At 48.5% G+C, this 13438-nt stretch carries 15 protein-coding genes; all 15 read left to right on the forward strand.

Features of this window, described 5'->3' with window-relative positions:
- Positions 1-47: 47 nt before the first annotated feature.
- The 15 genes from MTC_RS03630 to MTC_RS03695 all read left to right on the forward strand — a co-directional run bounded on the left by MTC_RS03630 (position 48) and on the right by MTC_RS03695 (position 13437).
- A complete protein-coding gene (locus MTC_RS03630) occupies positions 48-1397 on the forward strand; it encodes an RCC1 domain-containing protein (RefSeq protein WP_158308484.1) in 1350 nt (449 codons plus the stop codon).
- 235 nt (positions 1398-1632) lie between these two features.
- A complete protein-coding gene (locus tag MTC_RS03635; RefSeq protein WP_394296118.1) occupies positions 1633-1989 on the forward strand; it encodes an archaellum operon transcriptional activator EarA family protein in 357 nt (118 codons plus the stop codon).
- Between the two features lie 294 nt (positions 1990-2283).
- Complete coding sequence (locus MTC_RS03640) at positions 2284-2751, forward strand: hypothetical protein (RefSeq protein ID WP_143767059.1); 468 nt, start codon at positions 2284-2286, stop codon at positions 2749-2751.
- Between the two features lie 65 nt (positions 2752-2816).
- The gene (locus MTC_RS03645) at positions 2817-3647 is read left to right on the forward strand and encodes an ABC transporter permease (protein WP_014405328.1); all 831 of its coding nucleotides are present in this window, start codon (positions 2817-2819) and stop codon (positions 3645-3647) included.
- Positions 3644-4438, forward strand: coding sequence for an ABC transporter permease (locus MTC_RS03650; RefSeq protein WP_014405329.1), 795 nt, complete (start codon positions 3644-3646; stop codon positions 4436-4438). Before MTC_RS03645 ends, MTC_RS03650 begins: the two co-directional genes overlap by 4 nt.
- Positions 4439-4444: 6 nt before the next feature.
- Entirely contained in the window at positions 4445-5761 is a 1317-nt protein-coding gene (locus tag MTC_RS03655; protein WP_014405330.1) for an RCC1 domain-containing protein, read from the forward strand.
- Positions 5762-6052: 291 nt separating this feature from the next.
- The gene (locus MTC_RS13025) at positions 6053-6520 is read left to right on the forward strand and encodes a hypothetical protein (protein WP_014405331.1); all 468 of its coding nucleotides are present in this window, start codon (positions 6053-6055) and stop codon (positions 6518-6520) included.
- Between the two features lie 36 nt (positions 6521-6556).
- Positions 6557-7396 carry an ABC transporter permease subunit gene (locus tag MTC_RS03660; RefSeq protein ID WP_014405332.1) on the forward strand — a complete coding sequence of 280 codons (840 nt, stop codon included), beginning with the start codon at positions 6557-6559 and terminating at the stop codon, positions 7394-7396.
- A gap of 2 nt (positions 7397-7398) precedes the next feature.
- Positions 7399-8196, forward strand: a complete 798-nt coding sequence (locus MTC_RS03665; protein ID WP_048188945.1) for an ABC transporter permease — start codon at positions 7399-7401, stop codon at positions 8194-8196.
- A gap of 8 nt (positions 8197-8204) precedes the next feature.
- Entirely contained in the window at positions 8205-9500 is a 1296-nt protein-coding gene (locus MTC_RS03670) for an RCC1 domain-containing protein (RefSeq protein WP_014405334.1), read from the forward strand.
- Between the two features lie 241 nt (positions 9501-9741).
- Complete coding sequence (locus MTC_RS03675; protein WP_014405335.1) at positions 9742-10686, forward strand: ABC transporter ATP-binding protein; 945 nt, start codon at positions 9742-9744, stop codon at positions 10684-10686.
- Between the two features lie 48 nt (positions 10687-10734).
- Positions 10735-11049: an archaellum operon transcriptional activator EarA family protein gene (locus MTC_RS03680; protein WP_014405336.1), complete on the forward strand. Its 315-nt coding sequence runs from the start codon at positions 10735-10737 to the stop codon at positions 11047-11049.
- 172 nt (positions 11050-11221) lie between these two features.
- On the forward strand, positions 11222-11695 hold the full coding sequence (locus tag MTC_RS03685) for a hypothetical protein (protein WP_014405337.1): 474 nt from the start codon (positions 11222-11224) through the stop codon (positions 11693-11695).
- A 72-nt stretch (positions 11696-11767) separates the two neighbouring features.
- Positions 11768-12622 (forward strand): ABC transporter permease, encoded by an 855-nt coding sequence (locus MTC_RS03690; protein ID WP_014405338.1) that lies wholly within the window; start codon positions 11768-11770, stop codon positions 12620-12622.
- Positions 12619-13437 carry an ABC transporter permease gene (locus MTC_RS03695; protein ID WP_014405339.1) on the forward strand — a complete coding sequence of 273 codons (819 nt, stop codon included), beginning with the start codon at positions 12619-12621 and terminating at the stop codon, positions 13435-13437. Before MTC_RS03690 ends, MTC_RS03695 begins: the two co-directional genes overlap by 4 nt.
- Position 13438: the final 1 nt, after the last annotated feature.

Raw genomic sequence — 13438 nt, forward strand, 5'->3', positions numbered from 1 at the left:
GTATTTTAAAACCATTGCTATTGGTTTTTTTCCTTGCCTTTGCCTGTATGTGTGCGCCAGTGGAGGCGTCTTCGCAGAGGTTTGTCGCAGTGTCAAGCGGTGGCTTCACGAGCCTCGCTCTTGATGAGAATGGCAGCGTCTGGCTATGGGGCCTGGTCTACGAGCAGAAGGGCTCGCCAGCGTATAACCAGTGTCCCGACCAGTACGTCGAGGTTGTTGGCGACATATATTGCAGGGTGCAGACGACTCCGGTGAAGTTGCCATTAAATGACGTCATCGCGATTTCAGGCAGTGACATGGCGCTTAAAAAGGATGGCACGGTGTGGACGTGGGGATGGAACAACCATGGCGCGCTGGGAGATGGCACTAACGTGAGCACTTCTACGCCGGTAAAGGTTAAAGGCCTGGACCATGTCATCGCCATATCCAGTGGGATGAGTCATCTAGCGCTAAAGGATGATGGCACGGTGTGGGCGTGGGGGCCTAACGACGATGGCCAGTGTGGCGATGGTACACTTATAGATCGGTGGGAGCCCGTGCAGGTTAAAGGCCTTTCTAACGTGACGGCCATCTATGGGGGAGCTTTCGCCATCAAGGATGATGGCACGGTGTGGACGTGGGGCCCGTCCATCCGGGACGTCGATGAAAATGGAAAGCCTATCGACTATTATACGCGGGGCCAGCACAAGCCGAATTGTAAGCCTACGCCTTTCAAGATGGAGGGCGTTAAAAACGTTAGGTCGATTGATTTCTCACTCGTTGGCTCGACATTCGTGAAGGATGATGGCACGGTGTGGGCGTGGGGCAACGATATGTGGGGTAGGCTGGGGAATGGCCACATGGTCAGCCCTTTAACGACCCCTGACATCCAGTACCTGGTGACACCCGTGCAGGTTAAAGGCCTCAATAACGTTAAAACCGTGGCGACAAACATCGACTACTCGATGGCTTTGAAAGAAGATGGCACAGTGTGGGCGTGGGGGTATAATTATGGGCAGTTCGGCACTGGTGAAAGAAATACCACCGAGGCACTGCCGATTAGAATCCCCGGCCTGGACGGCATAATAGCCATCGCTTGCGGGGACCATCGGGCGGTTTTTCTTAAGAGCGATGGGAGCGTCTGGTTTTCAGGGGTCATAGACCCTTACAATGATACTGTCGTGACCACGCCCACGAGAATATTAGGGCCGAGCAGCATCGTGCCGACGGCCACCGCCACGATACAACCACCTTCGAATCAGAATGCCACAATACAACCTAGTACGATAATACAACCCATTAGTACGGGTAATAATTCTAGCACGCCTATTAATTTGCCATTAAACGCGATACTACTCGGAACGCTCGCCATCATCATAGGAGGCGCGGCTTACCTGCTCATACTAAGAAAAAGATAGCGCGAGCATAACGTCGACCTGTTGTATATGCATGCTTTAGATAGAAAAACATTTTAATTTAAGGGTAATTCGTGGAGCGTATGCATTAGAATGCTAGGCTCAACACGCATACGCTCCAGCCCCAGCCTCCCCCTACGAGGAGGTGAGAAGAGAAACCGGGCAAACCTAAATCTACAATAGGCAAGCTTAAAACTTGCGAGAGCATCTAGAAGTTGTGGAGGCGGTAGAAAAGAGGGTGTGTGGCTTGGATGAGACTAGCAGGATAATAATACGCCGCATTTTCCGGAGGAGGTGGGTGTACAGGGGTATTCTTTTTAGCGTATATCCGGGGAAGGTGAGCGTTGTGGAGATCGCTGGTAGTATTGGTGCGAGCAGGACGAGCGTCCTCGGAGCGTTAAGGGGCGTCTCGACGGGCTACAGGGAAGAGGAGAGCCTGGAGCACTTCGGACTGGTCATGCACGAAAAACAAGTGGTTAACGGCAGGCCTGTCACCGTCTACAGCCTAACACGCCAGGGATTCGAAGAAAAAGATTCGACGTGCGAGGGGCTTTATGGGAGTATGCCCAACACGTTAAAGACCATAGAATGCTAGACGTCCTGCAATCCGAGATGGAAGAAAAAGAGGAAAAATTCTCGATGGAGTGTTTTAATTTATTATCATCCTGACGGTCGCCGATCATGATAGTCTGGTATATATTATTTGTGGTGGCCTCCCCTTTTTATGGGGAGGTTTGCACAATTTATATATGAGCTCTTATCTTATCAAGGATTTAGAAGCGTAGTCCTCGAAGGCCGATGTATGGTTAAACATCCGCTCAAAGCTTTAATCGTACACCGGCCCCTGGGGTTATGCTTCGTGTACACACAAAGAGGTGACACGAAACATATGAACAACAAATTGGCCATATTAGCCGCTACAGGCATAATACTTTCGATAGTCGTACCGCTAGGAGCATCAGCAACAACGGTCCAGTGGTCAGGTATTGATGAGTCACAGGTGAACAGCAATTTTGTTGCAAGCTGGTTGCAAACGATACCGTCTACCGCCATCGCCCAGGTCAAACAGGGCCAGGATAACCTGGCATGGTATAATAAACTCTTCAACTACCGCAATAATAGTATAAAAGGACAGGTGTCCTGGGCTTTCACCGACGGGACCGGCGGAGATTACGTTAGAAGTTGGAATGCCATTCCATTAAATTCCTATTGGGATCCAACTCCAACGACGTGGACTGTGACGAGCGGCCTTGGTAGATGGGAGCTAGGGGTTAACCACAGGTATACTACGAACTATGATACCGATCCTGGAGTTAATACAGGTACGCATGGTCAGTACTACAATGTGACTAGATGAGTAAAATAATGGCGGATGGCTAGCATATTCGCCATCCGTTTTAATTTTATCATGGTGGTGGGTGTTTGAGTAACACGCTGGTAATAGCACGCAAGGAATTTGAGGACTTGTTTAGCAATAAGCTTGTCATCATTATTATAGTAGTTTATATCGCTATGATTTTGATGAAATTGTACAGCTATTATCGGAATATCCTTAGCTATGGTTTCTATCCTGGCGATTCAGTACTGTCCCTGCTGTCAGTTTGGGTGGACGTGGTCGTCCTATATGGGAGCGCTGTTGCCACTGTGATAGGCGTCGCCTCGATTGCTAACGAGAGGAGCAGCCACGCGCTGAACACTCTTCTCGTTAAGCCATTATACCGGGATACCATTATAAATGGCAAGCTAATCGGTGTAATGGCATTCATGTCATGCGTACTCGGGCTTGTAGCTGCCCTGTACGTTTCATCCATCTTCATACTGCTTGGCAGCCAGGTGAGCTCGTTTATTGGAGCATTCCTCGCATGGGTTCCACCCTTCTTCGTCTTATCCCTTATCGCCGCCTCGATATCCCTCTTGCTATCAATGCTAATCTCAATTCTCGTAAAAGAACAGTACTATGCCTTATTTTTAAGCGTATTATCATGGATAATGCTAAACTTGTACGTTTGTTCTGTTTGTTTTGCGCAGAATATTGCTGTACTCTTCGGAGCGAGTCGAAATGCGATGGAGGCTTTTCTCGGGGAGTTATCGCCTGTGGGAAGCCTAAATTGCATCATACTTTATGTTTCTGACACGGATAACGCCTTAAGGGTCCTTTCGGCTTATAGTGGCGTGATCATAAGGCTCGCTTTATTAGCCGTAGTATTGCTGGTATTAAACTATGTCACGTTTTTGAGGAGGGATGTCCAGTGAGAGCGCTTATCATTGCGGAAAACGAGTTTTTAAGGCTATTGAGGCATCCTGTTATTATAATATTCGTAATAGTTTTATGTGCAATGTCAGTAATAAATGCTGCTGGACAATCCGTGCATGGGCCTGTAACGGTATCTGTTGGAAATCCATATGTCTTTATGGACGGTATCGGCCAAATATATTATTTTACTACGCTTGTGTTCTGGTCGCTGGCCTTGTGTCTTGGAGTGGTCTCCGTGTCGATAGACCGTTCGAATGGCGTCCTGAGGCTATTGCTTACTAAGCCGTTGTACAGGAGAGATGTTATTGCCGGCAAGTTTTTTGGAGCAAGCGCTGTTCTCTTAGCGCTCATCATGTTTCACCTCTTTTTAGCGTCGTTGCTGTTGACAATAGCGTTTAGGGGGCCGGAGAATTTTGACATCGTCCTGAAGGTTGTTTCTATTGGAGTGGTACTATTTATTAGCTGTACGTTTACGCTTGGCATAGCGATGGTGCTGGGCACGGTTTTAAAGGACGCCTTAAGCGCTTCCATTGCCTGCATATCGTACTTCTTCCTGGGATTGTACGTGGAGATGCCTGTGAGCACGGAGTGGCTACGAATCGTATTAAGCCAGAGCAGCCTTGTAAATTATTGGATATTCGATAATGAAGTCAACATTTTTCTCAATAACCCGCCCAGCATTTTCTCCGTGTGGCTTGGCGTTGCCATGCCATACATAATATTCCTTGCATTAGAGGCGTTGGCCGTCTTTTTAGCGGCATGCTTATTATTCAATCGGGAGGAGGCGTGATGGGCCATGTCGGTAAGGCAGGGAAAACTAATTTCTCATGTAGGGCCCGGGTTCGTCGGTTGCCTGTTCTTTTTATTATTTGTATGCCTGGTAGCTATGGCCGGGGTACGTTGCGCGGCGTCTCAGCCGTCAGTTGTGGACGTAGCGGAAGGCCATGGCCTTTCCGTGGCTCTTCTGGATAATGGCACGGTGTGGACGTGGGGGCATAGCTGGCATGGTGGCCTCGGCTACGAGTCCGTCCAGGACCAGTATGTTCCTAAACGGGTACCGATTTATAATGTTACGTCCGTCGATTCCTGTTTTGCTTCAGTGGCAGCGTTGAAGGACGATGGCACGGTGTGGACGTGGGGGTGGAACGAGTATGGCCAGCTGGGCGACGGGACTACGATGGACCATAACACGCCCGGGATGGTTGGCGGATTAGGGAATGTCAGGGCAGTCGCCGTAGGCATCAGTCATATGCTGGCGCTTGGAAATGATGGCACTGTCTGGGCGTGGGGGAAGAATAATTGTGGCCAGCTTGGAGATGGTACTAATGTGGATAGCATGACGCCGGTTCGGGTTAGCGGCCTGCCGCGTATTGTGGCGATAAGCGCAGGCTATAACCATAACCTGGCTATAGATGACGCCGGCAATGTCTGGACATGGGGGCTGAATGATTGCGGCCAGCTTGGAGACGGGACGAATATATCGAGTCCCAACCCTAAAAAAGTCAAGGGGCTGGCCAACGTTACAGCAGTAGCGGGTGGAAGCTCGTTTTCTCTTGCGCTTAAGGATGACGGCACTATCTGGGCATGGGGGAGTAATGTCCAGGGCGAGCTTGGAGTCGGTACCACGAAAGATTGCCCTCTACCAGTTAAGGTGCAAGGCTTAACGAACGTCATCAGGATAGCTGCAGGAGGGGAGACTTCTGCGGCCATTACAAATGACGGAAGCCTGTGGGTGTGGGGGCATAATGAGCAGGGCAAATACATCAGCGGCGGAGAAGACGCGTCCAGCCCCAGGCGCGCAAGCGGGCTATCAAACGTTAAGCTGGTAGACATCGGAACGATAAATATCATCGCGCTGGAAAATGATGGAAGCCTATGGGTAGTAGGTGATAACCAGTTCGGACAGCTTGGGACAGGTAATACTTATGATAGGAATATGCCGGCCAGGGTAGCAATAGGCTCTAACGTGGGCTTCGCCCAGAATAATACGCAAAATGCCAATACGGCGATGCCATCGCAAGGCATTAGATATGGTTACCTTGCCACCGGCCTATTGATAATACTCGTGGTCATTGGCATAATCGCTTGCCTATGGAGAGCGATGAAGAAATAAATAAAAGTTTATTTCGCTATGCCAAGGTAAAGAATACGCTAGTAAAATAAGGAGGGCTCACCAGGGAAGGGGAGAAGGTGTTTAAAATGCTAAAAGAAAACCCGGGCCTATTCGAATAGCCCTAGGCTCATAGGTCTTATATGGCGTTAAACAACGCCTACTACCCGGGTAGTATATCACCTGATATACCATGCTTAAATACAGCAAGAGGTGATAGTGTAAATGCCTGCAAATGGCAAAAATGGTAAGGCGAGAACCTGTAAAGCTTACTATAAAGGGAGGTGACATGGTTTGAAGGCCAGGACTATTGCATTGCTGGTCGCAGCCGTCATGGTGGTAGCAACAACTGGAATAGGAAGCGCGCTCGCAATCACACATTCGTATCCCGGAGAATTCGTTACCGTACTGCTAACTGACTATAGTGTAGCGTTAACGTATCATTCTGCCGGAAATGTATCAGGGGCCGTTGGTGACCACATAATTTGGTATAACGGCTTCAAGAATAGGTTACCTAACACGGCTACCGTCGACGTAACGCAAAGCACAAGCCCATCTGGAGGCCTAAACGCCGTACCCGGGGGATCCATAACTGGGTTATCGATACCACACACGGGAGATTATGACCTTGGCATTATCGATATACCAGCTGAATACGTTGTCGTGAATTCTGGTTCGCATACGATTAACGCATACCATGTATGGCATTATAATGGGAACTCTTACACGTCTCCAGTGAACGACCGGATGGCATATTATTAAAATATTAAAAACTTAAATTTTTTTAAGAGGCATCGCATGAGAAATACGCTGGTAATCGCGAGTAAAGAATTCAGGGATTTGTTAAGTAACCGTATGGTTCTTTTTGTCCTCGTGGCTTTTACTGTATATGCTATCTCTACTGTATATAAGTTTTATTCCTCGCTCAACGGCAATAATCCTAACATAAGTGTGGAGTACAGGGATAATCTGGGTGTTTCGGCGGATTATACTATCTTTTACATGTTGAGCTGGTTCGGCTGTCTCATCGGCATTGTCATTGGCTGTTCGACGATTGCTTCTGAGAGGATGGGGCATGCGCTGAACACGCTGCTCGTGAAGCCAGTGTATCGTGATACTATCATCAATGGCAAGTTTCTGGGCTCGTTCGCCTTCCTCGCTAGTGTCCTGGTTTTTCTCGCGGCTATTTTTACTGCTTGTTTTTTTGTCCTGTGTGGCGGAGCGCTGGCGCCCTTTCTATTCGACTATTTCGCTCGCCTGCCCTTCGTGTTAGCCTATGCAATGGTGAGCGTCTCGGTGTTCCTCTCCGTGTCGATGCTAATATCGGTTATAGTCAGGGATCAGGAGTTTGCCATGATCCTAAGCGTGGTGGCCGTGTACATCTCGGAGATCATACCCTATCCTGACATAGCGATTAATCTTAACAATGTTTTTCCTGGCCATGGGCTTACCGGCATGGTCATAGGCTTATCGCCAGTGGGCATCATGCACCAGGCTCATCCCGTGCTTATGGACACCTCCGCCAGCGCTATTGAGGCATTCTTGGGCATACTCCCAGATCTTTTTAAGTTGCTGGTCTACGTGGTTATTGCAATATTTCTTTGTTATATTGTTTTTTTATGGAGGGATGTCTCTTGACCATGGCGTTGTTCGATATTGCCTGGCATGAGTTCCGGCGGGTATTATTGCACCCGCTTGTCCTCATCGTGGGATTGATAGTATTGGCGGTAGCATACCTCAATGGGGCAGGCTACGCGGATACCCTGCGACTGATAGGCTCCATGTATGACGTGTACCGCGCTGATGCCTTTATCGTGGGAGTCAGCCATTTGTGTGCTTCGACTTCGATGGCGAGCGTAATAGTGGCAGCCTTCCTGAGCGCCACTTCTATTCCTGGTGACAGGTGGAAGAACGCGCTAAACGTGCTGCTCACAAAGCCTTTATATCGTAAGGACTATTTGCTGGGAAAGTTTTTAGGGCTCTCCGCTTTCATGCTTTTGTTTAACGCCTTCGTGTTCTCGTGTATAAGTCTCATGATCCTTGTATATTATGGAGGCCCGTTATCAATAATGGATGGAACGTTGAAGGTTATCTCGTATCTCCTGACCCTGACGTTGGCTTGTGTGCTCGTCATCGCGTTTAACCTGCTCTTCGGCGTATTGTCGAAGAACGTTTTGTTCGTTACTACCGCTACGATGACCTTTATTTTCGTCGACCGGCTCTGGCTCAGCGAGAATTTTCTCGGCGGGCTATCAATATTGCTGCCCACGAGGCTTTATTACCGGATCCTCGACCCCACGCCATATGTGCCCGAAACGCCCCTACCGCTGGACGTGTGGGTACAGTACGCCATGCCATACATAGCCCTGCTTCTCGTCGAAATAGTGGTCCTATTGCTAGCAGAAATCCACATCTTTTCAAGAGACGAAAACGTGTAGGTGATAAAATGAGTATGAGAAGAATTATACGGCTAGCTATTCTCGTTGCTATTGTTTTTGCCGTTTTTCCTTGCGCAGCGCATGCTCAGAAGGTAGTTGCAGTCTCGATTGAAGGCGGGGGGCGGGTGTTGATGTTGATGGACGACGGCACAGTTTACTCGTTGGGATCTAAGGATGATCTTCAAAAAGTGTCCATTGATAATGTCACGACGGTGTCGGCGGGTAGTATGGTTAGCCTTGCGTTGAGAAGTGATGGCACGGTGTGGGCGTGGGGTGACAATTATTATGGTGGACTGGGCGATGGTACTCTTAATTCGAGTTCTACGCCGGTTAAGGTTAAAGGCCTTGCGAACGTTGTGGCCATTGCTGTGGGGGATGGGACGTGTTACGCCTTGAAGGGTGATGGCACGGTGTGGGCGTGGGGGCGTAACGATGAGGGGCAGGTTGGTGACGGTACTCTTGAGGACAGGCCGGAGCCGGTGCAGGTTAGGGGTTTGTCCAATATAATTGCATTGGGTGAGGGGGGTAATTATGCCATTAAGAATGATGGCACAGTATGGGCCTGGGGGAGTAATGACATATCTGAAGGCTCGTATGGCGCGTTGGGCGACAACTCCGGGCCAGGAGTGAGGCCCATCCCATTCCAGGTTAGAGGAGTGAGTAACGTCACGCAAATATCGAACGGAGGATACCATGCGATTTATGTTAAGGATGATGGCTCGGTGTGGGGATGGGGGCGTTATGACCTTGGTCAGCTTGGCGATGGAAGTACCCATAGCTCGCGGCCACTACCAGTCAAGCCCCCATCTGTGAAGACGCAGATAAACAACGTGAAGAAAGTTTCAGGCGGAAGTACTGCCTTAAAAAATGATGGCACAGTGTGGGAGTGGGGGATGTTTATAGGTGATCCGGAGCCGATCCCTGTGAAGGTGAAAGGCTTGGACCATGTTGTGGATATTAGCGTCAGGGCCGGGGTTAAAGTTGCGCTCAAGGATGATGGCACAGTGTGGGGGTGGGGACGAGCCGATGGCGGGGGGTTGTTTGGATGGCCAAAAGTCGTGGACCCTAATCCAGCATTTAATTACGTGGTGGAGCGCGACCCCGTGTTGTTATTCTCCGGGCCGGTACAACCAACTATAACGATGAATCCTACAAGCATGAATGTAACGACCGTTCCAAATTCACCGGTCGTCGGCCAGTCTGGTGAACCAGGAATACCCTCCATGGACATGGATCTTGACATAGTGCTAGCCGCATTAATGTCCACAGCGATATGTTTAACGAAATGGCGGAAGGGGAATTAGCACGAATCCGCCATCTTTTTTGGCGCATTCTACTTTATACTTTCTCGTGTTAGCGTTGAAGGACGATGGCGCAGTCCTTCGTGGGCATCATGGGGGGCTTTGTGTTGGCGGGTTATCAGATTGTGAGAGAAGCCTTATATAACTTTAATCTCAAGTTTAGATAGTCCTTGGCTTGGGTAGCATGTGACACGAGGTGCTGCTAGAGAAGCCATGATGATTAAAAAGAATGGGAGGGTCTTGGTTGGTAGATAGTGTTATTGAGACTAGTGGTTTAACCAAGAAGTATGATGAGAAGGTTGTTGTCAAGGATTTGGATTTGAGGGTTTTTGAGGGGGAGGCTTTCGGTTTTTTGGGGCCTAATGGTGCTGGTAAGACTACTACTATTAAGATGCTCATGGGCTTGGTTCAGCCTTCTAGTGGCACGGGCCGGGTTTGTGGTTTTGACATTGTGCACCAGGTTTTGGATGTTCGGAGGAGTTGTGGTGTGTTGCCGGAGCCGGCTGGTTTTTATGATAATCTCACGGCTCGTCAGAACCTCAGGTTTTATGGGAGCCTTTATGGTTTGAGGGGTAGGGAGCTGGAGGAAAAAGTTTTGTCCACCCTGAAGCTCGTCGGCCTCTCCGATGCGGTTGACTTGAAGATTGGCAAGTTTAGTAAGGGTATGAAGCAGCGTTTTGGGTTGGCCCAGGCCATCGTCCACGATCCCCGGGTCCTGATTTTTGACGAGCCTACCGCTGGCATCGACCCGCAGGGGGCGGAGGATTATCGTCTCCTCGTGAAGGAGTTGAAGTCGAGGGGTAAGACCGTTTTCATGACCTCGCATATTCTACCCGAGGTCGAGGCGGTGTGCGACCGTATCGGTATTATAGTGAATGGTGAGATGAAGATTTGCGGAAACGTTGACGAATTGGTGGACCAGTATACGAGGAGGCAGGGCTACCGGCTCAAGCTCAGGGTGAAAGAGCTGGACGAGCGTTGTGTGATGGAGTCGTTGAAACGCGTGGAGGGCATCTCTAACGTTACGAGGAATAATGGCTACTACCTCATAAGCTCCGGGGAGGACGTGTCGGAGGAGGTGTCCAGGGTGTTGTGCAAGAGTAGTGGAGTGGTAACCGAGCTCGAGGTGTACAGGCCCTCATTAAACGAGATATTCCTGGAGGTGACAAGACCGGAGACCGGGAAATAAAACCGATGGGAATGGGTTTGGGCGTGCTAAAGTAAGTAGTGGTGGCTTGTGCGGGCAGTACACTCGAATGGTGCTAGTATAGAATCGTTAAAAAGAAGTAGGTCTCGCAAACGTTCACTGGTGTATATTGGTGAGCATCCGGGTAAGACCATGCTCGAGATCTCTCGGGGGACGGGCGTCAGCTATGCGAACACGTGGGGCGCCATCGTGGGAGATGATAAGAAGTATAGTAAAAAATATTCTTTGTTGGGCATGGGCTTGGTGTCATGCGAACTCTTCGAGAATAGGCATGTTTACAAGCTCACCAGGGAAGGGGAGAAGGTGTTTAAAATGCTAAAAGAAAACCCGGGCCTATTCGAATAGCCCTAGGCTCATAGGTCTTATATGGCGTTAAACAACGCCTACTACCCGGGTAGTATATCACCTGATATACCATGCTTAAATATAGCAAGAGGTGATAGTGTAAATGCCTGCAAATGGCAAAAATGGTAAGGCGAGAACCTGTAAAGCTTACTATAAAGGGAGGTGACATGGTTTGAAGGCCAGGACTATTGCATTGCTGGTCGCAGCCGTCATGTTGGTAGCAACAACTGGAATAGGAAGCGCGCTCGCCTACTCGTGGACCACTACGTCGGACGGGAGTAACGATGGAACGGAGTTCTCCTACTACGACGGATCGTCTAACTGGAACCACTGGATAACCCAAAATATAAACGCTCCTAACGGGGCTACGCTCACCTGGGGTAACAGGTGGCACAACGGCTACAGTTCGGCAGTATACTATGGATGGCAGTGGAATGCAGGATACGCTGGTGGAAGCACATACCACTCCACGGATCCTATCCGACAAGGCGGGGATGACCGTACTAGGGATGCAAGCTTAACTGTCAATTTACCATACGTTGGGTATACCGACGCGGTCAACGAGAACCACGTATACAGCTTGAACGGTGCGGATTGGTATGGGAATGATTTCCACTACGAGCAGAAGTATACACGGTCATCGTAAAAGGAGCATTAAAGGATAAAAACGTTTATTTTTTTTTTTTTTTGTATAGGCGGATGAATAGGTGGGTGTCGTATGAGTAATACGCTGATCATCGCTAAAAAAGAGTTCCAGGACCTGGTGAATAGCAAGCTAGTCCTGATAGCGTTAGGGTTATTCATCCTGTTCGCCCTCTTTAATTTACATGACACTATTAATTTTGATTATGTGGGCGTTAACAAAAATTTGTTCGAACCGTACAGTGTTTTCGAGATAACGCTCAACCATACTTTATACGTTTTGACGTCTTTTGGTCGTTTTGTTGCCGTCGTCGTCGGCTTTTCCTGTATTGCTGGTGAAAGGCATAATAGTGCCTTAAACGTTCTAACGACCAAGCCCTTGTATCGGGATACTATTATTAACGGCAAGATCACTGGCGTATTCTACTTTCTCATATGCGTCTATGGAGTAACCGTGTTACTGTATACATCGTCATTTTTATTGCTCTACGGTAATATCCTGGAATCCAATATCGTAGATTATCTGGCGCGGGTAGTGCTAATCTTAGTGATATCGGTGGTTTATTCTTTGATATATGTTTCCCTCTCGATGTTGATAGCCCTATTGGTAAAAAGCCAGGCCCTCGCGCTTGTCCTGAGTATGATGGCGATTGTCATCATCGATGACATTAAAACGAGTGGTTTTGCAGGCTATGTCAAATTAATCGCTAGCGGATTATTCGGGATGAACCCGGATAACGTTATGATAAATTATCTATCTGCGAGCTGGTTGATTGATATGATATTATTGGATGTTAGGCCTTTCAGCCCATCGCTCAGCTTAGGCGACATACTTTCCAAAGCCAATGGATATTTTCTTGCGCTGGCCCTTTACTTCATTATTCCCACGATTTTGTCGTATATAGTATTCGTGTGGAGGGATGTTAGATGAGCTTGTTCGGCGAGCCTGAAAGTATATCACGGGTTGCTAGATTAGAGTTTTACAGGGCTTTTTATAATCCGTTGATAGTTGTGGTCGTTTTTTACTTGTTGTTTATTGCTTTTGTTAATGGTGTGGGCAGTCGTTATTTTTTCCAGTATTTCGAGGGGGAAGCGTTCGATGTTGTTACGAGGGTGGGCCTTGACAACGTGTTTTACATAATCTCTATTGTATGCACGATTGCCGCCATGTTCCTCGGAGTCACCTCGATCGTCGGGGATCGCAGCGACAATATATTTAAGGTGGTTCTCACTAAGCCGTTGTACATCAGGGATGTTATCATCGGAAAATTCCTGGGCATATGCGCTTTCATCTTAACGCTCGCCTTCACTACTTTGGCGACGTGCAGTATCATGGAAATGCTCTTTTACGGGCTGCCGGGTTCGATGGGCGAATTCATGCTCAGGTTCGGTTCGCTCGTATTATTATTATTTTTTGAGTGTTCTCTCGTTAGCGGGATAGCCATGCTCGTCGGCCTGGTCTTTAAAAATCTGCTGGATTCGGTGGCGGTTACTGTCGCGCTCTTTTTTATTGACTGGTATGGGGAGGCTCTGACTGGTCGTATGGGACTATTATATACTTTTATTAGCCCATGGCGCTTGTATTTTAACGCTTTTGAGGGTGACGGCCATTTTTTACTTACTGATACCACTGTTGCATACGCAAGCTGGCTTAATGCCGCTCTTCCTTACATCGGATTAATGCTACTCGAGACTCTCGTAGTCCTTGCCATTAGTTGTTTGGTATCTATCAGGATGGAGGAATGAT

This window comes from Methanocella conradii HZ254 (assembly GCF_000251105.1).
GTDB lineage: Archaea > Halobacteriota > Methanocellia > Methanocellales > Methanocellaceae > Methanocella > Methanocella conradii.